Raw genomic sequence first — 24,561 nt, 5'->3', positions numbered from 1 at the left:
CGGGCTGTATTACTATCAATTCTAACATTAATACCGTTGTTGGGGATGGCAGATTGTCTTACCGCGGATGAAATACAACAAAATGGTCAATTGATTTTGATGGGGCAAACATCCTTTACACATAAAAATGAGTCTCTATGGCGCATCAGTGGATCTAACCCGTATACCACTGATAACGCCTATAATAATATTTCACTTAACGTCTCTAGCTCTTGTGACATTATTGATGATGTGTTGGCTGTGGATTTTTCATTATATGGCTTTGGATATCATCCGATGAACGAGGTGGGGCTATTCGAAGAAGATAATAGTCGCTCTAAAATATTAATCGATAGGCTAAAGCTGAACGCAACATTATCTGAAAACGTCAGTCTCGAAGGCGGAAAACTTAGACCGCATTCCGGTGCTTTTCATTTAAGATCGCCTGCAGCATTGTTGACGACTTATTATGCCGGATTTAAACCTACCAGAATATTCGACCCCGGATTTAATTCCACCTATAATGAGCCGTTTTGGGGGGGGCGGATCTCAGAAGAGTTCCGCGATTATGCATTCTCATTTACTATCATACCCAAATTGGCGAGTATTGATGAATATTATGAGTCATCCAGCAACTGGACAGCCAATCAACGGAGCAACAGCAGTGAGTATTATTTATTAAGTTACTCCGATTATCGACTTGCTAATCATCGACTGGCAGCAGATGTGATGCTTGGCGATTCTCCTTCGTTGGCCCTGGCGGATAGCTACAATATAACTCCTCAGTTTGTTGTCAACGTAGAGGCGGCTTTACACAAAAATCAACAGTGGCGGCATTTTTCCCGTGAAAAACGAGATGCAGTATTATCTGGGAAATATCCTTCATCGCTTTATGCTCAGGATGATAAAAAAAACTATGAATTAGCCGTTGGCGGCCAGTATACCACTGACCTTTTTAGTGTATTAGGTATCGAATACTATTATCAGAGTGAAGGATACTCAAAAGCGGCATGGCGAGAGCAGACCGACTTTATTAAACTATTAAGTAATGAAACTGGCTTGTCCAGTTTAGATAAAGTATTTGATGATTATAAGTATCTGATGGGGTCAGAAATAAGTAATACAGGAAATAAAGGGATGTTACAAGGACGACATTATATTAATTCGTGGCTAAGTTTACAGAGTACAGATCATTCAACTTTTCAGCCCTATCTGGTGATGAACTTAGTTGATGGTAGTGCATTAATTGGCACCCATTATATCAAGCCGGTAAAAGGGTTGGGCGAACGGGTAGAGATTTATTCGGGGTTTTATAGCGCATTAGGTCATCGTGATTCTGAGTTCGCACTTTTTGGCGAGACCCTCGGAGTCTATATTGGATTTAAATACTATTTATAAGGATATATTGTCTATGACAAAGTTATCAGAGCAACCATTGGTGCTTATTTTCGCCGGTCAGGGAAATCCTGTAATTGGAATGGGATCAGATTTATGGGATCTAAACGCAACCACCAGACAAATCTGGGATTGCGCTAGTGATGTAACAGGGTTGGATCTTCGTCGGTTATGTCTGAAAGGGCCAATGAATCGTCTGGTGAGAACGACGACACAGCAGGCAGCGGTGACGGCTATCAACGTTACGCTCTATAGTCTTTATGCTGAGCAATTCTCTGACGCTCACATCGTGGGTTCATGTGGGCATAGTGTTGGTGAATATAGCGCACTCTACGCGGCCGGCGCTTTAACGCTGGAGAATGTGTTCAAACTAATATCAGCGCGCTCAACTATCATGGATGATTTAAGTCATATTCGTAAAGGCGCAATGCTAGCGGTGAGAGGTGCCGATTATCAAACGATAAGCCAGTTGATTAACGATTCCGGAAGTCCGGTTGTGGTGAGTTGTGATAATAGTCCCTATCAGCAGGTGGTTGGCGGAACGCTGCCAGATTTAAGCGAATTCGCCGGGGTACTTATGGGAGCTGGCCTGGAAACGGTAAAGTTGGGCGTTAGCGGTGCCTGGCACACGCCACTAATGGCTGATGGAGTTCAGCTTATGCGAGATGCCCTGGAGGTGGTGGAAATGGTACGGCCAAATTATCCTGTACTAATGAATGTTACCGGGAGCGAAGAAGGTGACCCTGAGATAATTAAAAACAACTTATCGTTGCATTTGACCCATACCGTACAATGGACAGCATCTATGACTGCTTTTTTACAACATACTCCCGTCGTCAGGTTCGTTGAAATCAGCAATAAAGCGTATCTTGGACAATTACTAAATGATTTCGATGATTTCTCGGCAGAGTATTTTATTCATTGTCGAAAAATATTGGGGGCGTAACGAGGTTAGCATGATTCCGGATTATTTAACTTTTATTCGTCGACAGGATCGTTCGCTTTTACCCTATTTGTACTTTATTTGTACGATGCTGATTGCATTCTACGTGAAAAACAGAGGGTATCTTTTGACCGTGGAAGATGCATTCCCTGTCAGCGCCATTTTTTCGTTAACTATGTTTAGCTTTGTTTATGAACTTAAAGCGTATTGGGCTTACAAATATGCGATAAAAAATATCAACTTTTCTTGGTTTCAGGGAAAAAAGTATTCGCAATGTGAGGCCATACTATGGCATCCGCTTGTTGCTACAGCTTGCTGTTTACTGGGGTGCTATCTGGTTGTGAAGGGATTTCTACTCTTCTTTTCAAGCATTCTCGCGATGGTCTGTATTGTCATCTTTGTGCCGATAATGGTCTATATGATGTGCTGGTTCGCCAGGAATTGTTACGTCAAACAGTTACAGCGGGCAACTGCGTATACGCTTAGATACCGTAATCTCCATCATTATGCTTGCTTAAATGTTACCGTAACTTTTATGACCAGTTTTCTGGTTATCAGCCCCTTAGTCGCGGATGAAGATTTTTCCTTATCCAATGGTTTTTTTTCTGCAAAGTTGATAGTTGCTATGCTGATTCTTTGTTCAGCGATACTGGCAGTTAATTTGATTTTTGCTCACCCATCCAGGCGTTATACTTTTTTAGGACGGCTTTTTCAGAAAGAGTTTGATGTGAACCTGGCTAAAACTATCCCATTTACCGTAATGTATAGGAAATCGCTGTGGTTGCGGTTAGTTATTTTATTTATTCTTCAACTGTTATGGACCGTAATTTTTAGCCTGTTGCTGAAATTATTAGGGTGGGAAATATATTTTTATGTCTATTTTATTTTATGCATGATACCGGCGATGGGATACTTTTATTTACATGTTTACTGGCGCTGGCATGATGATTACATGACGGCATGTGATATGTATCTCAGATGTGGCGAAAATAATAAATAACATCAGAAAATATGGCCAGTCAGAAAACTGACTGGCCATATGCTATTTAGCTCTGCAGGGCCTCAACAACACCACCCCAGTCAGTAGCAGCATTATAAACAAAGTTTGACCAAACCCCTGATTCAGCATACAGCAGGGAGTTGATATGGTCAGTTATAATGCTTCCCAGGCTAGATGGCGAACCGCCAAGAATATTAGAAACCAGATCAATAGTGGTTTCCAGAGCGGAGGAGGCCAGAATCATACCTGCGTTAATACCTGCTGCTACCAGGCCCAGCGCTGATTGAACGGTGAAATCAACCAAAGCGCAAGGCAGGTCGATAATGCCTGCACCAGAGACATATTCCATTTCGTTTGCGGTTAATTCTTTCATTTTTAATTCCATCCTAGATTAATGAATTGTTAATGATGTGCCTATGCACACCGGGCAATATACTAATCAGAGGGTTTTTTATATAATAGTGAATATTTAAATGATCTATTAGTTTTAATGTGAATTAAACTTCACAAAACAGAATTAGAAAAGTACGGGGGCTTATTACGTCAATTCATGTTTGATAAGAGAAGATACCCGAAGGTATCTTCTGAGTTGCCGCGCGTTCAACTTATTGTTTAGAGCATAGAAATGGGGGGCGATTACGAAGTTGCGATAATAGCCTGTTCAACCTCGAAGCGGTTGGTCACTTTGCTGTCAATTTTTATGTAGGCTGAACGTTCTTCAGCGACAATCATGACCTGCTCAACGCCAGGTTTCGACAACAGACGGCGCTGTAGTTCATCATTAATGATGACTTCGTCCGGGATCTCAACTCGGAGACTGCTCACGTAAGGTGGTTCGCTCATCGTACTGGCAACCAGCAGCCATAACATTGCTAGCAGGGCCCCAAGCAGGAACACCGTTTGTGAATCAAAGAAACCATCGACCCAGCCGCCGAGGGCGCCACCGATGGCCACGCCGATAAACTGGCTGGTAGAGTAAATACCCATTGCCGTGCCTTTATAACCTGCTGGTGATTCCTTGCTAATTAATGAAGGCAACAATGCCTCCAGCAGGTTAAAGGCGAGGAAGAACAGCTGCACGCCCGCGACCAGTTCCCAGAAATAGCCACCTGCTCCCCAGAGCACGATTTCAGCTATCAGTAGAAGAGCGACGCAGAACAGAAACACACGTTTCATCTTGCGCTTCACTTCCGCATAGATGATGAATGGTACCACGGCGACAAAGGAAATGACCATGGTCACCAGGTAAATTTTCCAGTGCTCGGCGGCCGGGAAACCCGCGGCCTCCAGTTGTCCTGGCAGCGCAACAAAAGTCGACATTAGCATGATGTGCAGACACATAATGCCGAAGTTCAGCTTGAGGAGTTTAGGTTCAGCAAGCACTTTGCTGAAGCAGCCCTTTACCATGCCAGATTCACGGTTCAGTACATGGTTGTGGCTATTTGGTACTACCCAGAGAGTCAGCAAAATACCGAGGCTGGCCAGAATAGCGATCATCCAGAATAGCGCATGCAACCCTAACTGGTGAGTGACAATAGGGCCGAGCACCATGGCGATAGCAAAGGTCACGCCAAAACTGACTCCAATGAAGGCCATGGCTTTGGTACGGTTCTGTTCGCGGGTTAAATCAGAAAGTAGTGCCATGACGGCGGCGGCGATAGCGCCAGAGCCCTGCAGCGCGCGGCCAAGAATAATGCCCCAGATGGAATCGGTCAGCGCGGCGATGATGCTGCCGATAACAAATATCAGCAAACCACCAATAATTAACGGTTTACGGCCAATGCGGTCAGACAGGAGGCCAAACGGGATCTGGAAGACGGCCTGGGCGAGCCCGTAAATGCCAATAGCTAAACCAATCAGCGCTTCACTAGCCCCCTGCAGCGCCATGCCATATGTGGTCAAAACAGGCAGGACCATAAACATGCCGAGCATGCGCAGTGAGAATACGGTCCCTAAACCCCAGGTTGCGCGCAGTTCTCCTGGCGTCATTTTGTTATCGTTCATTACCACCTCAATATAAAAACTGTGACTAGTGTAGTGGGGGGATAAGGACGCGTAAATAAATGTTTGTTTAGCAGATATTACGACTGTGTTGCGTAATAGAAGAAGGGATGAGAACCAGAGGCTAAAATGGTGCAGAGCGGAATAAAAGATTAAAAACAACGGAAAGGGCAGAAATGAAATCTGCCCTGATCATTATACCGATTAGGATGCAGCCTGATCCAGGAAGCTATTCCAGTCGGTTGCGGCGTTATTCACGAAAGTGTTCCAGCTGCTTCCAGCAGTGGAAACGAAGTTTGCCCAGTTTTCCTGACCGGTGCTGACTACGCTTTCCCAGTTTGTCTGCCCAAGAAGGAACTTGCCAAATTCAATCGCGCTATCGCCGACGAAAGAGGCAAACGCCAGACCGGAGGTCAGCGCAAATGAGGTAAACCCTGCCGCGGAATTAGCGACAAAGCTGGCGAAACCAGTTGCGGCGCTTACCAGGTTGAAACCACCTGAGACAGATTCCATTTCGTTGAATGTTAATTCTTTCATTGTTATTCCTTGCAGTTAAATCCATGTTTTATGTAGGCGTTTGCCTACGAGATAAGGCTAGCACTAACTTCAGTGATGGAGCGAGATAGGCGGCGGTTAGCGATGCTCATTTTTTTCTCAATTTTTAACAGCGTAATAGGTGAAGAAAATGAAGCAAAAGGGGAGGGGAGAGGGCAATTTCTCTAGATAAAAAAGCCCCCGCTTGCGGAGGCTTTTATCATTTCATATAAAGCGTAATCTTATCTGACGTAAGCCAGCAGATTATGTGAATCCGGGACCATGAAATCGACAGACATCATCACCGACAGGGCAGTGATGGCGACGATGGAAAAGACGAACAGCTTACGTGCCCAGACTTTATCATCCGCCACTTTATACCCACGTAATGCCATGCCAAGCCACCAGACGCTGACTGCGGCAGCTACGACCAGATATTTGTATCCGGCATAGCCCCCCAGAGAAAGCATCAGCGTTGCCACGGCAAAGGCCACGATGTACAGCGTGATATGGTTTTTTGCGACGGAGATACCTTTCACCACCGGCAGAACCGGAATATTCGCCGCCTGATAATCCTTAAAACGGAAGATCGCGATGGCGTAGGAGTGAGGCATCTGCCACAGGCTAAAGATCGCCAGTAGAATCGCCGCGCCGCTGTCAAAATCACCGGTAACCGCGCAGTAGCCAATCACCGGCGGCGCAGCGCCGGAGAGAGAGCCAATCAGCGTGCCGTAGACGGAGTGGCGTTTCATGTACAGGCTGTAGACGCCGACATAAACCACGAACCCCATCACGCCCAGCCAGCAAGCCAACGGGTTGGCGCCGAACCACAGCAGCATGAAGCCAGCAATACCCAGCAAGGTGGCGTATACCAGCGATGATTCTGGCGAGATCAGCCCTTTGACCAGCACCCGGTTTTTCGTCCGTTCCATCTTACGATCGATATCACGGTCGATGTAGTTGTTGAAAACACAACCCGAGGCGACCACCAGGGATACTCCGAGGAGCGTCCAGACGAACAGCGGATAGTCGATGTGGCCTTTGGAGGCCAGCAGGAAACCGCCGATCACGGAGATCAGGTTGCCAAAAATGATGCCTGGTTTCGTTACTTGCAGGTATTGCTTAAACATACTCGCCGCTCTTAGTGCATCATCATGTTGTAGTTGAGGTTCCACATAATCCAGATGGAGCCGACAACTACGATAGCAATGATGATTACGGTGAAGATAAACGCGGTCAGGTTCCAACCTTCGTCAGATTTACTGTTCATGTGCAGGAAGTACACCAGGTGTACCAGAATCTGCACCACAGCCGTGACCAGGATGGTTCCCAGAATCGCTGTATGCGAGGCCGAGCCACTCATAACCATTGCAAACGGGATAGCCGTCAGAATGATCGACAGGATGAACCCTGTCATGTAGCTCTTCACGCTGCCGTGAGAAGCGCCGCTATGATCGGTAGAATGACTCATTACATCGCCCCCATCAGATAAACAACAGAGAACACGCAGATCCACACCACGTCCAGGAAGTGCCAGAACAGGCTCAGGCACATAATACGGGTACGGTTAGTGCTGGTCAGGCCGCGACGGGATACCTGAACCATCAGCACCGCCATCCACAGCAGACCGGAGGTGACGTGCAGACCGTGGGTACCAACCAGCGCGAAGAACGCTGACAGGAAGCCGCTACGGTCCGGACCCATCCCTTCAACAATCAGGTGATGGAATTCATAGATTTCCATCCCAACGAACCCTGCACCGAAGAGGAAGGTGAGGGCAAGCCAGGAAACGACCTGGCTCTTGTTGTTTTTGTACATGGCGATAGCCGCCATGCCATAGGTGATGGAGCTGAATAACAGCAGTGCGGTTTCAACCAGAACGAACGGCAGTTCAAAAATATCTTTACCCGCCGGGCCGCCAGCCGTGCCGTTCACCAGAACGGCATAGGTTGCGAACAGCGTAGCGAAGATAATGCAGTCGCTCATCAGGTAGATCCAGAAACCGAAGACTTTCATCGGTCCTGTATCATGGTGCCCGTGTTCATGCGCGTGGGCATTATGCGCAAGAGTATCAGTTGCCATTTTTCAGCCCTGCTTTGTTAATCTCATCGAAATGCTGATTTTCCAGTTTTTCGACTTCCGCAACCGGTACGTAGTAATCCACGTCCTCGTCAAAGCTCTTGATAATCCAGGTCACAACGATGCCAGCGAAACCAACAATCGCCATCCACCAGATATGCCAGATCATCGCGAAGCCAAACACCGTTGCGAATGCAGCAATGATGATGCCCGCGCCGCTGTTTTTCGGCATATGAATTTCTTCATAATGCGCAGGTTGCTTGTACGCTTCGCCTTTTTCTTTCATTTCCCAGAACGCGTCACGTTCGTGAACGTTAGGAACGACTGCGAAGTTATAGAACGGCGGTGGAGAAGAGGTTGCCCACTCCAGAGTACGGCCGCCCCATGGGTCGCCGGTCAGGTCACGGTTCTGATCGCGATCGCGGATAGAAACGTAGAACTGAATCAGCTGGCACAGGATACCGCAAGCGATCAGCGCCGCGCCGCATGCTGCAACTACCAGCATGGAGTGGAACTGCGGGTCGATGTCCTGGCTCAGACGACGGGTCATACCCATGAAGCCCAGCACGTACAGCGGCATAAATGCCACGAAGAAGCCGATGATCCAGAACCAGAATGCGCGTTTACCCCAGGTTTCGTTCAGGGTGAAACCAAAGGCTTTCGGCCACCAGTAGGTCAGACCTGCGAAGCAACCGAATACCACACCGCCGATGATGACGTTATGGAAGTGCGCAATCAGGAACAGACTGTTGTGCAGTACGAAGTCCGCGCCCGGTACCGCCAGCAGAACACCGGTCATCCCACCAACGGAGAAGGTAACGATGAAGCCGATAGTCCACATCATCGCCGAGTTGAAGACGATGCGGCCCTGGTACATGGTGAACAGCCAGTTGAAGATCTTAACCCCGGTCGGGATTGCGATAATCATAGTGGTAATACCGAAGAAGGCGTTTACGTTCGCGCCGGCACCCATGGTGAAGAAGTGGTGCAGCCAAACGATGAACGACAGAACGGTAATACAGACGGTTGCCCACACCAGCGAGGTGTAACCAAACAGACGTTTACGCGAGAAGGTCGCTGCGACTTCGGAGAAGACCCCGAATACCGGCAGAACCAGAATGTACACTTCCGGGTGACCCCAGGCCCAAATCAGGTTGATGTACATCATCATGTTGCCACCCATATCGTTGGTAAAGAAATGGGTGCCCAGGTAGCGGTCCAGGGTCAGCAGCGCGACGGTGACGGTCAGAATTGGGAAGGAGGCGATAATCAGGATGTTGGCGCACAGAGATGCCCAGGAGAATACCGGCATCTTGAACATGGTCATGCCAGGGGCACGCATCTTGATAATGGTCACAAAGAAGTTGATACCGGTCAGGGTAGTACCGATACCGGAGAGCTGCAGCGCCCAAATCCAGTAATCGACCCCTACGCCAGGACTGTATTCAATTCCCGAAAGCGGCGGATACGCCAGCCAACCGGTCTGTGCGAACTCACCGACGCCCAGAGACAGGTTAACCAGAATTACGCCCACAACGGTGAACCAGAAGCTCAGGTTGTTGAGGAACGGGAAAGCAACGTCGCGTGCGCCGAGCTGAAGCGGAACCACCAGGTTCATCAGGCCGATAACAAACGGCATTGCCACGAAGAAGATCATGATAACGCCGTGGGCGGTAAAGATCTGATCGTAGTGATGAGGCGGCAGGAATCCTGCTTCCCCGGCAGAGGCCAGCACCTGCTGGCTACGCATCATAACGGCGTCAGCAAAGCCACGCAGCAGCATGACGATTGCCACGATAACGTACATGATACCGAGACGTTTGTGGTCGACGGACGTCAGCCACTCATTCCATAGGTAGGACCACTTACCGAAGTAAGTGATCGCTGCCAGTATCGCCAGTCCCCCGACGATGATTGCAGCAACCGTTACCACGATAATTGGTTCGTGGTAGGGCACTGCATCCAGTGTAAGTTTTCCGAACATCGTTTTCTTCCTCGGCCCCTTAGTGAGCGGTTTCCGCGTGGCTCATGTCCATGCCTTCCATCCCTTCGTGCGCAGCGTGCTCGCCTTCAGGTTTAGACATGTTCATGCTCTCGTGAGACATGAATTTGTTAACAACATCTTTGAACAAATCCGGTTTCACGTTAGAGAAGTATTCCACTTTGTTGTTTTCGCTAGGCACAGCCACTTTGTCGAATGCAGCCATGGAGTCCATGGAGTTCGGGGACTGTTTCGCTTTTGCTACCCACTGATCGAAGGTTGCACGATCCGGGGTGGCGATAGCCTTGAACTTCATACCAGAGAAGCCCGGGCCACTATAGCTTGCGGAGATACCGTCATAAGTGCCTGCTTCATCAGCAATGAGGTGCAGTTGAGTCTGCATCCCGGCCATCGCATAAATCTGGCTACCTAAGCGCGGAATAAAGAACGAGTTCATCACGGAGTTGGAAGTGACTTTAAAGTGTACCGGTACGTTCGCCGGGAAGGCGATTTCGTTGACGGTAGCGATACCCTGTTCCGGGTAAATAAAGAACCATTTCCAGTCCATCGATACTACTTCGATGGTGATTGCTTTCTCGTCGTGGACAAGCGGTTTGCTTGGCTCCAGAGCGTGAGTGGTTTTCCAGGTCAGAACGGCCAGGAACAGGATGATCAGAATAGGAACCGTCCAGACCACAGCTTCAACTTTGTTGGAGTGTGACCAGTTCGGGCTATACTTCGCATCTTTATTGCTCGCGCGATACTTCCAGGCAAATCCTACTGCCATTAAGACGGCGGGAATAACGACAATCATCATCAGGCCGAATGCCGTCAGAATCAAAGAGCGTTGCTCCAGTCCAATCTGTCCTTTTGGGTCGAGGAGTGCAGAATCACAACCACTGAGTAATACAGTACCTGCGATTAATGACATCCATCCCAAACTTTTATTGTATTTCCTGAGTCTCATTGAACGACCTCAATTCCACGGGATCTGGTGGCGTTTAAAGTGTACGGGCATTTTACGGTAAGGTTGCATTACTGTAAACACGATTGGATCTGTGTCAGTTCTGTGTTAGCGGGTTCTGCTTGGATTGTCACATATGTTACGGAATGTGACGTAATTGCTTGCAAAGCCTGATTTACGCTGGATCTATAACGAAAGGGATAAGAAAGGGAATGCTTATGGGGATACGGATATAAACATCGTAAAAATAACACAAATAATTAACAATTAATTATCAAATAAAAGACATAAAGAAAACGTTAAAATAAAGTAACGCTGCTGAATCGGTTAAATTAATTAAAGAATCGCGTAAAAATTGTCAATAATTTCCAGAAATCTAAAACGCACAAAACAACAAATCAGTTCTCAGGAAAAATAAAATCGCTAATAAGCCGTTATAATTACCTCAGGTAATTAAAACGGCTATTAACGGTTTGGCGAAAATTAAATCAGCTGCGTTTTGCGTAGCGCCATATAGTCCAGAATCGCGCCGAGCAAAATACCACCGATAGCGGTCAATGCGGCGACTTCCAGCAGGCCTGGCAGGAAGGAAAAAGAGGTGTAATCCAGCGCGTTCATCGCCAACAGCAGCAGCCATATCGCCAGCATCAAACAACCTACCGCCAGGATAACCAGCGCCAGAGCATAAGTTTGCGGGTATTGCGTGCGCGGCAAGAAGCTTTCCGTTCGCTGCGTATATTCCAGCGTACGCCGACACAGAAGCAGGAGCAAAATCCCCGGCACGGCGGCTACGACGGAGAAAAGATAAAACGTCGGCCAGCCGTTCGCTTCAACAAACCAGCCGGCAATCGGACCAACGTAAACGCGACCCACCGCCGACAGTGCCGACAGCAGCGCGAACTGAGTGGCGGAAAACGACTTGTTGCATAGCGTCATTAACAGCGCGACAAATGCCGCGGTGCCCATCCCGCCGCACAGGTTTTCAAAAAATACCGCCGCCGCCATCGAATAAAGATGTTTATCGGTTACCGAGAGGATCCAGTATCCGGCGTTGGAGGCTCCCTGCAGCAGGCCAAAGATCAGCAGGGCGCGGAACAGCGTCAGGCGCTGCATCAGTACGCCGCCGTAGAGTGCGCCGACGATGGTGGCGAACAGGCCCAACGTTTTATTCACCATTCCGACTTCGCCGGCATCAAAACCGACGCCGCGTATAAGGAAAGTGGTGGTCAGGCTCATGGCGAAGGCATCACCGAGCTTATAAAGGACAATTAACAGCAGGATAAGCCAGGCGTTGTTGCGACCGAAGAAATCGCGCAGCGGCGCGGCGACGGCCTGTTCAAGAGATTTGGGCACCGGAATGACGTCGCTGGGCTCCGGCGCTAACAGCGTGGCGATAATGCATGGAATAAGTAACGCGGCCATCAGCCAGTACATACCTTGCCAGCCCAGCCAACGGTCGGCCAGCCAGAGCGCTAACCCTCCGGATACCAGCATCCCCAGGCGATAGCCGAGCACGCTGATGGCAGCACCGGCGCCGCGCTCTTCCGCCGGGAGGACGTCGGTTTTCCAGGCATCAAAGACGATATCCTGCGAGGCGGAGCAAAAAGCGATAACCACAGCCAACGCCGCCATCCAGCGCAACTGCGTTGCGGGTTCAAGAAAGCCCATCGCGGCGATGGCGACGAGTAGCGCTATCTGCGTCGTCAGCAGCCAGCCGCGGCGACGGCCTAAAAACGGCGGCGTGTAGCGGTCCATTAATGGCGACCACAAAAATTTAAATACGTATGCCTGTCCGACGAGAGAGAAGAAGCCGATAGTTTTTAAATCGATATTTTCGACGGTCATCCACGCTTGCAGCGTGCCGGAGGTCAGCGCGAGAGGTAAACCAGAAGCAAAGCCAAGGATCAGCAAAATAGCTGATTTGGGCTGCTGAAAAATACGCAAATAGTGATTGGACATGGCATATAGAGCAGACCCGGCGTAGTACCGGGTCTGCTATTTAATTAACGAGCGTTTTGCTTGATGAAGTCGTGAATGCTGGTGTCCTGCGCCATATCGGCGATGGTATCGGTCAGCACGCTATTAACCGCGTTTGCAATGTTCTCGTTGGAAGCCTGGAAAGCGCCCTCAACGGAGTAGCTGGAGCGGTAGTTTTTGGTCATCTTGTTGCCATTAGCGGCGGTGGCGATGATGGCGATATCCGCTTTAGTGGCGATGTTGTAACGCACGTTGCCCTGCGAGACGTCAGCATATAGTTTGTTAACAATGATCTGCAGATCGACGGCGCCATTCGGACCAATCATGTAGCCACGCGCGGTCATCTGCTTCTCAAGCACTTCCTGCAGCAGGAAGCGCAGATCGCGAGAGGCGGTCAGGGTGACCAACTGGTTGTTGCGGGTGACTTTCGCCAGCGCCTGATCGGTACGCTGGTCTGCGCCATTTATGCTGACGGTAACTCCCATCAGGCTCGGATCCTGCTGCGGCAGGGTGATTTTCGGCGATACTTCAATGGTCGTCGGCGGGGTGGCGCATCCTGCGAGTACAAACATCGCGACCAACGGGAATAGAATTTTCTTCAGCATGTTCAGGGTCTCAACGCACGGTGTTGTTATACCCGTCATAATTCAGGTTTCAGGCGCTACGGGGAATCGCGGGCGCTTTTTTCTGCAACTCGAAGTAGTTAGGGTGTTTAAGGAAAATTCCCGCCATCATAACATCGCCAACGGTGAGGGGAAGTGGCTACGAGTGGAAAATCATCGTGTTGTGCGTTTTATGACCTCGTCCCATTTCCGGTGGCGATTTGGCCGGGAGATTTAGCATTCATCATCAGTAAACCTGATACTTTTGCGTGAAAATATCAGAGGAATGCTAATTTTTTGTTGTTTTCTGCCAATGGAAGCGGTAAAAGCGGCTAACATTTAAAGGGAAAGGCGGCATCTCAGCGTTGTCGGAGGAGAAAATTCATGATGATACGTGAGCAGATCGAAGCAAAACTAAGAGCAGCGTTCGACCCGATGTATCTGGAAGTCGTGGATGAAAGCTATCGGCACAACGTCCCTGCGGGCTCTGAAAGTCATTTTAAAGTGGTGTTGGTGAGCGACCGCTTCACCGGCGAACGTTTCCTTAATCGTCATCGTATGATTTACGGTACGTTGACCGAGGAGCTGTCAAGCACCGTGCACGCGCTGGCGCTGCATACTTACACGATTAAAGAGTGGGAAGGGCTACAGGATACCGTCTTTGCCTCTCCGCCATGCCGCGGAGCGGGGAGCATCGCGTAAAAATCACATTTGCAACCGCTGGCGCTTTTCCAGTATGTTGCGTGAAGATTTAGCAAAAACGGCCTGCGGGCCGTTTTCTTTTGCCTGGAAAATGCGCAAAGTTCGCGCTTTTGCAGACAAATTTGAGCGGGAAATGTGAAAAACGCCGCAGCAGTAGGCGACAACCGTTCTCGACTCACAAAAGTGATGCCGCTATAATGCCGCGTCTTATATATGAATGTCTTCGGGATGATTCTGACGACAGGGAATGTGTTTCTGATTTGAAGAGGGCATCCCGGTTCTGCGAAGCCACCTACACGCGCTTCCAGAGTTGACCGAGCACTGTGATTTTTTTGAGGTAACAAGATGCAAGTTTCAGTTGAAACCACTCAGGGCCTTGGGCGCCGTGTAACGATTACTATCGCCGCTGACAGCATCGAGAATGCTGTCAAAAGCGAGCTGGTCAACGTAGCGAAAAAAGTTCGCATTGACGGCTTCCGTAAAGGCAAAGTGCCGATGAATGTTGTTGCTCAGCGTTATGGCGCTTCCGTTCGCCAGGACGTGCTGGGCGACCTGATGAGCCGTCATTTCGTTGACGCGATCATCAAAGAGAAAATTAATCCGGCCGGCGCGCCGAACTACGTTCCGGGCGAATACAAGCTGGGCGAAGACTTCACCTACGCGGTAGAGTTCGAAGTGTATCCGGAAGTTGAGCTGAAAGGTCTGGACGCAATCGAAGTTGAAAAACCGGTTGTTGAAGTTACCGACGCTGACGTTGACGGCATGCTCGACACCCTGCGTAAGCAGCAGGCGAACTGGAAAGAAAAAGAAGGCGCCGTTGACGCTGAAGATCGCGTTACCATCGACTTCACCGGTTCCGTAGACGGCGAAGAGTTCGAAGGCGGTAAAGCGTCTGACTTCGTACTGGCGATGGGCCAGGGCCGTATGATCCCGGGCTTCGAAGACGGTATTAAAGGCCACAAAGCTGGCGAAGAATTCACCATCGACGTGACCTTCCCGGAAGAGTACCACGCTGAAAACCTGAAAGGTAAAGCCGCTAAGTTCGTTATCAACCTGAAAAAAGTTGAAGAACGCGAACTGCCGGAACTGACTGCAGAATTCATCAAACGTTTCGGCGTTGAAGATGGTTCCGTAGAAGGTCTGCGCGCGGAAGTGCGTAAAAACATGGAACGTGAGCTGAAAGGCGCCGTGCGTAACCGCGTTAAATCTCAGGCTATTGAAGGCCTGGTGAAAGCGAACGACATCGACGTTCCTGCTGCCCTGATCGACAGCGAAATCGACGTACTGCGTCGTCAGGCTGCTCAGCGTTTCGGCGGTAACGAGAAACAGGCTCTGGAACTACCTCGCGAACTGTTCGAAGAGCAGGCTAAACGTCGCGTAGTTGTTGGCCTGCTGCTGGGCGAAGTGATTCGCACCAACGAGCTGAAAGCTGACGAAGAGCGCGTGAAAGGCCTGATCGAAGAGATGGCTTCCGCATACGAAGATCCGTCAGAAGTGGTTGAGTTCTACAGCAAGAACAAAGAGCTGATGGACAACATGCGCAACGTCGCGCTGGAAGAGCAGGCTGTTGAAGCCGTGCTGGCGAAAGCTAAAGTGTCTGAAAAAGCCACTTCCTTCAACGAACTGATGAACCAGCAGGCGTAATTTCGCCGGGCTGTTTAAAGTTCGCGCAAAAACCCGTTGCCGAAAGGCTGCGGGTTTTTTTATTGCAATGATAGGCTTAGGATGAGTGCTAAAACACATTTTCAGTGATAGCGTTACTCCAAAAGGTTGTTATGCTTGAATTATGGCTGCGCCATCCCCATAACCGGGTGACGTATCTGCATCCGCAGCGTCAGAAATAATGACCAGCTCAACGTATCAGTGCCCTGCGGATAGAAACTCTGGCTGATAATCCGTCCATAAGGTTACAATCAGTGCAGCAGGTTTTTTCAAAATTAATCCAGGAGACGGAAATGTCATACAGTGGCGAACGAGATAACTTTGCACCCCATATGGCCCTGGTGCCGATGGTCATTGAACAGACCTCACGCGGTGAACGTTCTTTTGATATCTATTCCCGTCTGCTCAAGGAACGCGTTATTTTCCTGACCGGCCAGGTGGAAGACCACATGGCTAATCTGATCGTGGCGCAGATGCTGTTTCTGGAAGCGGAAAATCCAGAAAAAGATATTTACCTGTACATTAACTCTCCGGGCGGCGTGATCACCGCCGGGATGTCAATTTACGACACCATGCAGTTCATCAAGCCGGATGTCAGCACTATCTGTATGGGGCAGGCGGCTTCAATGGGGGCCTTCCTGCTGACCGCTGGGGCGAAAGGCAAGCGTTTCTGCCTGCCGAACTCCCGCGTGATGATTCACCAGCCGCTGGGCGGCTATCAGGGTCAGGCGACGGACATCGAAATCCACGCCCGTGAAATTCTGAAAGTGAAAGGGCGCATGAATGAACTGATGGCGCATCATACGGGTCAATCCCTTGAGCAGATCGAGCGTGATACCGAGCGCGATCGCTTCCTGTCGGCGTCGGAAGCGGTGGAATACGGACTGGTCGATTCCATCTTGACCCATCGTAATTGATGCCCGTGGCGTAAGGGTGCCGCTATACTTGTTTTAACAACTGGGCGGCACAACGCGTCACCGCGACTTGCGCCTGAGAATGGCATTTGCGTCGTCATCTGCGGCACAAAGAACTTAAGAAGAGGTTTGGACTCATGACAGATAAACGCAAAGATGGTTCGGGCAAACTGTTGTACTGCTCTTTTTGCGGCAAAAGCCAGCATGAAGTGCGTAAGCTGATCGCCGGGCCGTCCGTGTATATCTGCGACGAATGCGTTGATTTATGTAACGACATCATTCGCGAAGAGATTAAAGAAGTCGCTCCGCATCGTGAGCGCAGCGCGCTGCCGACGCCGCACGAAATTCGCCATCACCTGGACGATTATGTTATCGGCCAGGAACAGGCGAAAAAAGTGCTGGCAGTGGCGGTATACAACCACTACAAACGTCTGCGTAACGGCGATACCAGCAACGGCGTAGAACTGGGTAAAAGCAACATTCTGCTGATCGGGCCGACCGGTTCCGGTAAAACGCTGTTGGCGGAAACGCTGGCGCGTCTGTTGGATGTTCCGTTTACCATGGCCGATGCCACCACCCTGACCGAAGCGGGTTACGTGGGTGAAGACGTAGAAAACATCATTCAGAAGCTGCTGCAGAAATGCGATTACGACGTGCAGAAAGCGCAGCGCGGCATCGTGTACATCGATGAAATCGACAAAATTTCCCGTAAATCGGATAACCCGTCGATTACCCGCGACGTGTCCGGCGAAGGCGTTCAGCAGGCGCTGTTGAAGCTCATCGAAGGCACCGTAGCCGCTGTTCCGCCGCAGGGCGGACGTAAACATCCGCAGCAGGAGTTCCTGCAGGTTGATACCTCCAAGATTCTGTTTATCTGCGGTGGCGCGTTCGCCGGCCTGGACAAAGTGATTTCCCACCGCGTAGAAACCGGTTCCGGCATTGGTTTTGGCGCGACGGTTAAAGCGAAATCTGACAAAGCCAGCGAAGGTGAACTACTGGCGCAGGTCGAGCCGGAAGATCTGATCAAGTTTGGTCTGATCCCGGAATTTATCGGCCGTCTGCCGGTTGTTGCGACGCTGAATGAACTGAGTGAAGAAGCGCTGATTCAGATCCTGAAAGAGCCGAAAAACGCCCTGACTAAGCAGTATCAGGCGCTGTTTGGCCTCGAAGGCGCGGAGCTGGAATTCCGTGATGAAGCGTTGGATGCGATCGCGAAGAAAGCGATGGCGCGTAAAACCGGCGCCCGCGGCCTGCGTTCAATCGTTGAAGCCGCGCTGCTCGACACCATGTACGATCTGCCTTCCATGGAAGATGTCGAAAAAGTGGTGATTGACGAGTCGGTAATCGAAGGTCAGAGCAAACCGCTGCTGATCTACGGCAAGCCGGAAGCGCAGCAGGCATCTGGCGAATAATTCGCCAATCGACACAAGCAGTTAAGCAAAAAGGGGGGATTTTATCCCCCCTTTTATTTTTCCTGTGTTCCCGCCGTTGAATGTATGGAATACATCCCCATATACTGGATTACATATTAACGGCGACGCGTTAATGAAGGTGTCGTCGGCTACCTGGCGGACTTTAAACTAAGAGAGAGCTCTATGAATCCTGAGCGTTCTGAACGCATTGAAATCCCCGTATTGCCGTTGCGCGATGTGGTGGTTTATCCGCACATGGTCATACCCCTGTTTGTAGGGCGGGAAAAATCTATCCGTTGTCTGGAAGCGGCCATGGACCATGATAAAAAAATCATGCTGGTCGCACAGAAAGAAGCGTCGACGGATGAGCCGGGTGTAAACGATCTTTTCACCGTCGGGACCGTGGCGTCAATTTTGCAAATGCTGAAGCTGCCTGATGGCACCGTGAAAGTGCTGGTGGAAGGCTTGCAGCGTGCGCGTATTACTGCGCTGTCCGATAACGGCGAACACTTCTCCGCCAAAGCAGAGTACCTTGCTTCTCCGGTCATTGAAGAGCGTGAGCAGGAAGTGCTGGTGCGTACGGCTATCAGCCAGTTTGAAGGCTACATCAAGCTGAACAAAAAAATCCCACCGGAAGTGCTGACGTCGCTGAATAGCATCGACGATCCCGCACGTCTGGCGGATACCATCGCTGCGCATATGCCGCTTAAGCTGGCGGACAAACAGTCCGTGCTGGAGATGTCCGACGTGAACGAACGTCTGGAATATCTGATGGCGATGATGGAATCTGAAATCGATCTGCTGCAGGTTGAGAAACGCATTCGCAACCGCGTGAAAAAGCAGATGGAAAAATCTCAGCGTGAGTATTATCTGAATGAGCAAATGAAAGCCATCCAGAAAGAGCTCGGCGAGATGGATGACGCCCCGGACGAAAACGAAGCGCTGAAGCGTAAGATCGACGCGGCGAAGATGCCGAAAGAGGCGAAAGAAAAAACCGAAGCGGAACTGCAAAAGCTGAAGATGATGTCCCCGATGTCGGCGGAAGCCACCGTCGTGCGCGGCTACATCGACTGGATGGTGCAGGTGCCGTGGAATGCTCGCAGCAAGGTCAAAAAAGATCTGCGTCAGGCGCAGGAGATCCTCGATACCGACCACTATGGTCTGGAACGAGTCAAGGACCGCATCCTTGAGTATCTTGCGGTGCAGAGTCGCGTTAACAAGCTGAAAGGGCCGATCCTGTGCCTGGTTGGACCGCCGGGGGTAGGTAAAACCTCGCTGGGTCAATCTATTGCCAAAGCCACCGGGCGTAAGTACGTGCGCATGGCGTTGGGCGGCGTGCGTGATGAAGCGGAAATCCGTGGTCACCGCCGTACCTATATTGGCTCCATGCCGGGTAAACTGATCCAGAAAATGGCGAAAGTCGGGGTGAAAAACCCGCTGTTCCTGCTGGATGAGATCGACAAAATGTCCTCCGACATGCGTGGCGATCCGGCCTCAGCGTTGCTGGAAGTACTGGACCCGGAACAGAACGTGGCCTTTAACGACCACTATCTGGAAGTGGACTACGATCTCAGCGACGTCATGTTCGTGGCGACCTCCAACTCCATGAATATTCCGGCTCCGCTGTTGGACCGTATGGAAGTCATTCGTCTCTCCGGTTATACCGAAGATGAAAAACTGAACATTGCTAAGCGCCACCTGCTGCCGAAGCAGATCGAACGCAACGCGCTGAAAAAAGGCGAGCTGACGGTCGACGATAGCGCCATTATCGGCATTATTCGTTACTACACCCGTGAAGCGGGCGTTCGTAGCCTGGAGCGTGAAATCTCCAAACTGTGTCGTAAGGCCGTTAAACAGCTGTTGCTGGATAAATCGCTGAAACACATCGAGATTAACGGTGAAAATCTGCATGATTATCTTGGCGTGCAGCGCTTTGACTATGGCCGTGCGGATAGTGAAAACCGCGTAGGTCAGGTGACCGGTCTGGCGTGGACGGAAGTGGGCGGCGATCTGCTGACCATCGAAACCGCCTGCGTTCCGGGCAAAGGTAAGTTAACCTATACCGGTTCACTTGGCGAAGTCATGCAGGAGTCGATTCAGGCTGCGCTGACCGTGGTGCGCGCGCGTGCTGAGAAGCTCGGTATCAATCCGGACTTCTACGAAAAACGCGATATTCACGTGCACGTACCGGAAGGGGCAACGCCAAAAGATGGTCCGAGCGCCGGTACGGCGATGTGCACCGCGTTGGTTTCTTGTCTGACCGGTAACCCGGTACGCGCCGATGTGGCGATGACAGGGGAAATCACCCTGCGCGGCCAGGTGCTGCCGATCGGCGGTCTGAAGGAAAAACTGCTGGCGGCGCATCGTGGGGGCATTAAGACTGTTCTGATTCCTTACGAAAACAAGCGTGACCTTGAAGAAATTCCGGAAAACGTTATCGCCGATTTGGATATCCATCCGGTACAGCGAATCGAGGAAGTTCTGACACTTGCTCTGCAAAATGAACCGTTTGGCATGCAGGTTGTAAGCGCAAAATAGTGATATCGCGCAAATAGCGTTAAGAAAAGTGGGGCTGGTAAGTAAATTCGTACTTGCCAGCCTTTTTTTGTGTAGCTAACTTAGATCGCTGGCAGGGGTCATCGACAACTCTGTTGTAAGGGCATGACAGTCCTGATATAACTGCTGCGCGGTCGCGCCATGAAGGATTCTGGTGCGATATAAATTATAAAGAGAGGAAGAGAACAGTGAATAAATCTCAACTGATTGACAAAATTGCTGCGGGTGCGGACATTTCTAAAGCTGCAGCTGGACGTGCGTTAGATGCTTTGATCGCTTCTGTTACTGAATCTCTGCAAGCTGGGGATGACGTTGCGCTGGTAGGGTTCGGTACTTTTGCTGTTAAAGAGCGTGCTGCCCGTACTGGTCGCAACCCACAAACAGGTAAAGAAATTACCATTGCTGCCGCTAAAGTACCGGGCTTCCGTGCAGGTAAAGCGCTGAAAGACGCGGTAAACTAATCGGCTCTCCCGTCAGGGAATGTGACGAAGTACAAGGGCGCATCGCGAGATGTGCCTTTTTTATTTGTCCAGAACGCGACTTTATGTGTGTTTATGCGCACTTGTGGGCTGACAATTGCCCCGTTTTCTTGTCAAAATACGTCCTCACGCGCGGCAGCCATCACGTGCTATGCTGCGCGAGCAAAAGTCATCTACAGCGGAGCGTTGTTACACCATGATGGACAACCTACGCACGGCCGCCAACAGCGTCGTGCTCAAGATTATTTTCGGTATCATTATCGTCTCGTTCATTTTGACCGGGGTGAGTGGTTACCTGATTGGCGGCGGCAACAACTATGCCGCAAAAGTGAATGGTCAGGAGATTGGCCGCGCGCAGTTTGAAAATGCCGTTGCCAGCGAGCGTAACCGCATGCAGCAGCAGCTAGGCGATCAGTTCTCCGAACTGGCGGCCAACGAAAACTACATGAAGACCATGCGTCAGCAGGTGTTGAACCGCCTGATCGACGAATCGCTGCTGGACCAGTATGCTCGTCAACTGGGCCTTAGCATCAGTGACGACCAGGTGAAACAGGCCATCTTCCAGACCCAGGCCTTCCAGTCAAACGGCAAGTTTGATAACGAACGTTTCACCGGTATCGTGAATCAAATGGGCATGACCACCGATCAATACGCGCAAGCGCTGCGTAATCAGCTGACCACTCAGCAGCTGATCAACGCGGTAGCCGGTACCGATTTCATGTTGCCGGGCGAGTCCGATCAACTGGCGGCGCTGGTCTCCCAGCAGCGCGTGGTTCGTGAAGCGACTATCGATGTTAACGCTCTGGCGGCGAAACAGACCGTTAGCGATGAAGAGATTAACGCCTTCTGGCAGCAGAACCAGGCCCGTTTTATGGCGCCGGAGCAGTTCCGCGTGAGCTACATCAAGATGGATGCCGCCAGCATGCAGGAAAACGCCTCTGACGAAGAAATTCAGTCATGGTACGACCAGCATAAAGATCAATTCACTCAGCCGCAGCGTAATCGCTACAGCGTGATTCAGACTAAAACTGAAGCTGATGCGAAAGCGGTACTGGCCGAACTGCAAAAAGGCGCCGACTTCGCCACGCTGGCAAAAGAGAAATCGACCGACATCATCTCCGCGCGTAACGGCGGCGATATGGGCTGGATGGAAGAGGCTTCCACCGTGCCTGAGCTGAAAGATGCCGGCCTGAAAGACAAAGGCCAGCTTTCCGGGGTGATTAAATCTTCTGTAGGTTTCCTGGTGGCGCGCCTGGACGATGTTCAGCCGGCGCAGGTCAAACCGCTGGCCGACGTGCGTAACGACATCGCGGCGAAAGTGAAGCAGGAAAAAGCGCTGGATGCTTACTACGCGCTACAGCAGAAGGTTAGCGATGCGGCCAGCAACGATAACGAATCCCTGGCGGGGGCCGCGCAGGTCGCCGGCCTGAAAGTGGTTGAGACCGGCTGGTTCGGTCGTAACAACTTACCGGAAGAGCTGAACTTCAAGCCGGTTGCCGATGCTATCTTTAATGGCGGTCTGGTGGGTGAAAACGGCGCGCCGGGTAATAACTCCGACATCATTACCGTTGACGGCGATCGCGCCTTTGTCCTGCGTATTAGCGAGCACAAAGCGGAAAGCGTTAAACCGCTGGCGGAAGTGAAAGCGCAGGTGACTGATATCGTGAAGCGCAACAAAGCGGAACAGCAGGCGAAACTGGATGCCGATAAACTGTTGGCCGACCTGAAAGCGGGCAAAGGCGATGAAGCGATGAAAGCCGCCGGCCTGAGCTTCGGCGCGGCGCAGACGCTGTCCCGTACCGGCCAGGATCCGCTGAGCCAGGCAGCCTTCTCCCTGCCGCTGCCGCAGAAAGATAAAGCGAGCTACGGCGTGGGCAACGATGCCAAAGGCAACGTAGTATTGTTGGCGCTTGATGAAGTGAAAGCGGGTTCTATGCCAGAAGAGCAGAAGAAAGCGATGGTGCAGGGTATTACCCAGAATAATGCGCAAATCGCATTCGAAGCGCTGATGAGCAACCTGCGTAAAGACGCCAAAATCAAGCTTGGCGACCTCGTCGACCAGCAGCAATAATTTCGCGCCGCCTCGCAAAACGAGGTAACGCGATGCAATACTCAAAGGCCGCTTTCGCGGCCTTTTCCATTTCCGCAATCTGCCTTTTGTACTCCGTTTTCGCAGCCGCTATCGTGACCTTGCTGTCTACAAACAAGGAGATAACAGCATGAACAGAGGAATGAAAATGGTTATTGTCGCCGTGTTGCTGGCTTGTACGGCGGGTTCTCAGGGGGCGCTGGCGGCATCGGCGAGCGGCAAGGCGGCATCGGCAAAAGAGACTATTCAGGCGCCGCAGACGAAAATGCCGGAGGAAGGAAAAACGACCGATAACGTCGGCGCGCGGGTCAGCATCAATAATGCCAGCGCGGAGGAGCTCGCACAGGCCATGAACGGCGTTGGGCTCAAGAAAGCGCAGGCAATCGTCAGCTACCGCGAAGAGTATGGGCCGTTTAAGACTCTCGACGATCTTAAACAGGTTCCGGGGATGGGCAGTTCGCTGGTAGAGAGAAATCTGTCACATCTGACGCTCTAATTTCACCCGCTGGTTTGCACAGTGGTAAATCTTTGCCATGCTAAAGAGGTTACGCCATCTGGTGTGACCTCTTACCTGATTAACAACAATAATAGTAAGGCATGTGCGCTATGCAGACTCAAATTAAAGTTCGCGGTTATCATCTGGACGTTTACCAGCACGTTAACAATGCTCGTTATCTGGAGTTTCTCGAAGAGGCGCGCTGGGATGGGCTGGAGAGTAGCCCGGCGTTTCACTGGATGACCAGCCATAACATCGCTTTTGTAGTGGTCAATATCAATATCAATTATCGCCGCCCGGCGGTACTCGGGGATGTACTTACCGTGACCAGTAAGCTGGAGCAGTTGAACGGTAAAAGCGGCACCTTAAGTCAGGTGGTGACCCTTAATCCTAACGGTGAAGTGGTGGCCGATGCGCTGATTACCTTTGTTTGCATTGATCTGAAAACGCAGAAGGCGCAGCCGCTGGAAGGGGAATTGCGCGAAAAGCTCGACCAGATGAATTTACGCTAACAACAGCCGGACCGCGGAGAGCGGTGAACCTGTAGGTGAGGTTGAACTCAGGCTTCGTGCCAATCGATTCCCGCAGGCGGCGCCTGACGCGTCTTTTCCGGGCTACCGGCTGGTGGAATGCGGTGAATCCGTAGCCCCGGTAAGCGAAGCGCCACCGGGGAGGTTGAACTCAGGCTTCGTGCCAATTGTTTCCCGGAGGCGGCGCCTGACGCGCCTTTTCCGGGCTACCGGCTGGTGGGACGCGGTGAACCCGTAGCCCCGGTAAGCGAAGCGCCACCGGGGAG

The 24,561-nt window shown here is 50.9% G+C and carries 22 protein-coding genes; 12 read left to right on the top strand and 10 right to left on the bottom strand.

All coding sequences use genetic code 11. From position 1 onward, the window contains the following. The first annotated feature begins 45 nt into the window (after nucleotides 1–45). The 3 genes from PGR23_RS18965 to PGR23_RS18955 are packed head-to-tail and all read left to right on the top strand — an operon-like array spanning nucleotide 46 to nucleotide 3,317. The gene (locus tag PGR23_RS18965; protein ID WP_396280113.1) at nucleotides 46–1,377 is read left to right on the top strand and encodes a hypothetical protein; all 1,332 of its coding nucleotides are present in this window, start codon (nucleotides 46–48) and stop codon (nucleotides 1,375–1,377) included. A 13-nt stretch (nucleotides 1,378–1,390) separates the two neighbouring features. Then, nucleotides 1,391–2,320: an ACP S-malonyltransferase gene (locus PGR23_RS18960; RefSeq protein WP_396279873.1), complete on the top strand. Its 930-nt coding sequence runs from the start codon at nucleotides 1,391–1,393 to the stop codon at nucleotides 2,318–2,320. 10 nt (nucleotides 2,321–2,330) lie between these two features. Next, nucleotides 2,331–3,317, top strand: a complete 987-nt coding sequence (locus tag PGR23_RS18955) for a hypothetical protein (RefSeq protein WP_396279872.1) — start codon at nucleotides 2,331–2,333, stop codon at nucleotides 3,315–3,317. 46 nt (nucleotides 3,318–3,363) lie between these two features. Here PGR23_RS18955 and PGR23_RS18950 read toward each other — a convergent pair whose 3' ends face one another. The 10 genes from PGR23_RS18950 to PGR23_RS18905 all read right to left on the bottom strand — a co-directional run bounded on the left by PGR23_RS18950 (nucleotide 3,364) and on the right by PGR23_RS18905 (nucleotide 13,458). Then, nucleotides 3,364–3,690, bottom strand: a complete 327-nt coding sequence (locus PGR23_RS18950) for a hypothetical protein (protein WP_047044462.1) — start codon at nucleotides 3,688–3,690, stop codon at nucleotides 3,364–3,366. Between the two features lie 263 nt (nucleotides 3,691–3,953). Further along, nucleotides 3,954–5,321, bottom strand: a complete 1,368-nt coding sequence (locus PGR23_RS18945) for an MFS transporter (RefSeq protein WP_047044459.1) — start codon at nucleotides 5,319–5,321, stop codon at nucleotides 3,954–3,956. A gap of 201 nt (nucleotides 5,322–5,522) precedes the next feature. Further along, on the bottom strand, nucleotides 5,523–5,855 hold the full coding sequence (locus tag PGR23_RS18940; RefSeq protein WP_045390848.1) for a hypothetical protein: 333 nt from the start codon (nucleotides 5,853–5,855) through the stop codon (nucleotides 5,523–5,525). A 239-nt stretch (nucleotides 5,856–6,094) separates the two neighbouring features. Beyond that, nucleotides 6,095–6,982 (bottom strand): heme o synthase, encoded by an 888-nt coding sequence (gene cyoE / locus PGR23_RS18935; protein ID WP_045390845.1) that lies wholly within the window; start codon nucleotides 6,980–6,982, stop codon nucleotides 6,095–6,097. 11 nt (nucleotides 6,983–6,993) lie between these two features. Then, the gene (locus PGR23_RS18930; RefSeq protein ID WP_396279871.1) at nucleotides 6,994–7,323 is read right to left on the bottom strand and encodes a cytochrome o ubiquinol oxidase subunit IV; all 330 of its coding nucleotides are present in this window, start codon (nucleotides 7,321–7,323) and stop codon (nucleotides 6,994–6,996) included. Continuing rightward, nucleotides 7,323–7,934 carry a cytochrome o ubiquinol oxidase subunit III gene (locus PGR23_RS18925; RefSeq protein WP_015704586.1) on the bottom strand — a complete coding sequence of 204 codons (612 nt, stop codon included), beginning with the start codon at nucleotides 7,932–7,934 and terminating at the stop codon, nucleotides 7,323–7,325. The genes PGR23_RS18930 and PGR23_RS18925 overlap by 1 nt, the downstream gene beginning before the upstream one ends. Next, nucleotides 7,924–9,915 carry a cytochrome o ubiquinol oxidase subunit I gene (gene cyoB, locus PGR23_RS18920; protein WP_015704587.1) on the bottom strand — a complete coding sequence of 664 codons (1,992 nt, stop codon included), beginning with the start codon at nucleotides 9,913–9,915 and terminating at the stop codon, nucleotides 7,924–7,926. The genes PGR23_RS18925 and cyoB overlap by 11 nt, the downstream gene beginning before the upstream one ends. 19 nt (nucleotides 9,916–9,934) lie before the next feature. Next, entirely contained in the window at nucleotides 9,935–10,879 is a 945-nt protein-coding gene (cyoA, locus tag PGR23_RS18915) for a cytochrome o ubiquinol oxidase subunit II (protein WP_015704588.1), read from the bottom strand. 480 nt (nucleotides 10,880–11,359) lie between these two features. Next, entirely contained in the window at nucleotides 11,360–12,835 is a 1,476-nt protein-coding gene (ampG, locus tag PGR23_RS18910; RefSeq protein WP_045390843.1) for a muropeptide MFS transporter AmpG, read from the bottom strand. A gap of 44 nt (nucleotides 12,836–12,879) precedes the next feature. Continuing rightward, a complete protein-coding gene (locus tag PGR23_RS18905) occupies nucleotides 12,880–13,458 on the bottom strand; it encodes a lipoprotein (protein ID WP_045390841.1) in 579 nt (192 codons plus the stop codon). A 381-nt stretch (nucleotides 13,459–13,839) separates the two neighbouring features. On the opposite strand from PGR23_RS18905, the gene bolA reads away from it, so the two are divergent. The 9 genes from bolA (at nucleotide 13,840) to PGR23_RS18860 (ending at nucleotide 24,277) form a co-directional block, all read left to right on the top strand. Next, a complete protein-coding gene (gene bolA, locus PGR23_RS18900) occupies nucleotides 13,840–14,157 on the top strand; it encodes a transcriptional regulator BolA (RefSeq protein ID WP_015367954.1) in 318 nt (105 codons plus the stop codon). 345 nt (nucleotides 14,158–14,502) lie between these two features. Then, the gene (tig, locus tag PGR23_RS18895) at nucleotides 14,503–15,801 is read left to right on the top strand and encodes a trigger factor (protein WP_015367952.1); all 1,299 of its coding nucleotides are present in this window, start codon (nucleotides 14,503–14,505) and stop codon (nucleotides 15,799–15,801) included. Nucleotides 15,802–16,112: 311 nt separating this feature from the next. Then, nucleotides 16,113–16,736: an ATP-dependent Clp endopeptidase proteolytic subunit ClpP gene (gene clpP, locus PGR23_RS18890; protein ID WP_003021624.1), complete on the top strand. Its 624-nt coding sequence runs from the start codon at nucleotides 16,113–16,115 to the stop codon at nucleotides 16,734–16,736. A gap of 134 nt (nucleotides 16,737–16,870) precedes the next feature. Next, nucleotides 16,871–18,145 carry an ATP-dependent protease ATP-binding subunit ClpX gene (gene clpX / locus PGR23_RS18885; RefSeq protein ID WP_015704591.1) on the top strand — a complete coding sequence of 425 codons (1,275 nt, stop codon included), beginning with the start codon at nucleotides 16,871–16,873 and terminating at the stop codon, nucleotides 18,143–18,145. Nucleotides 18,146–18,328: 183 nt separating this feature from the next. Continuing rightward, complete coding sequence (gene lon, locus PGR23_RS18880; RefSeq protein ID WP_015367948.1) at nucleotides 18,329–20,683, top strand: endopeptidase La; 2,355 nt, start codon at nucleotides 18,329–18,331, stop codon at nucleotides 20,681–20,683. A 206-nt stretch (nucleotides 20,684–20,889) separates the two neighbouring features. Continuing rightward, on the top strand, nucleotides 20,890–21,162 hold the full coding sequence (gene hupB / locus PGR23_RS18875) for a nucleoid-associated protein HU-beta (protein WP_002444653.1): 273 nt from the start codon (nucleotides 20,890–20,892) through the stop codon (nucleotides 21,160–21,162). Nucleotides 21,163–21,376: 214 nt separating this feature from the next. After that, the gene (gene ppiD, locus PGR23_RS18870) at nucleotides 21,377–23,251 is read left to right on the top strand and encodes a peptidylprolyl isomerase (RefSeq protein WP_045390838.1); all 1,875 of its coding nucleotides are present in this window, start codon (nucleotides 21,377–21,379) and stop codon (nucleotides 23,249–23,251) included. A 148-nt stretch (nucleotides 23,252–23,399) separates the two neighbouring features. Further along, nucleotides 23,400–23,765, top strand: a complete 366-nt coding sequence (locus PGR23_RS18865) for a helix-hairpin-helix domain-containing protein (protein WP_045390835.1) — start codon at nucleotides 23,400–23,402, stop codon at nucleotides 23,763–23,765. A 110-nt stretch (nucleotides 23,766–23,875) separates the two neighbouring features. After that, the gene (locus tag PGR23_RS18860) at nucleotides 23,876–24,277 is read left to right on the top strand and encodes a YbgC/FadM family acyl-CoA thioesterase (RefSeq protein ID WP_020079469.1); all 402 of its coding nucleotides are present in this window, start codon (nucleotides 23,876–23,878) and stop codon (nucleotides 24,275–24,277) included. Nucleotides 24,278–24,561 lie beyond the last annotated feature (284 nt).

The organism is Klebsiella sp. 141162 (assembly GCF_050600755.1).
Classification (GTDB): domain Bacteria; phylum Pseudomonadota; class Gammaproteobacteria; order Enterobacterales; family Enterobacteriaceae; genus Klebsiella; species Klebsiella aerogenes.
This window is presented reverse-complemented; position numbering and strand designations above follow the sequence as displayed.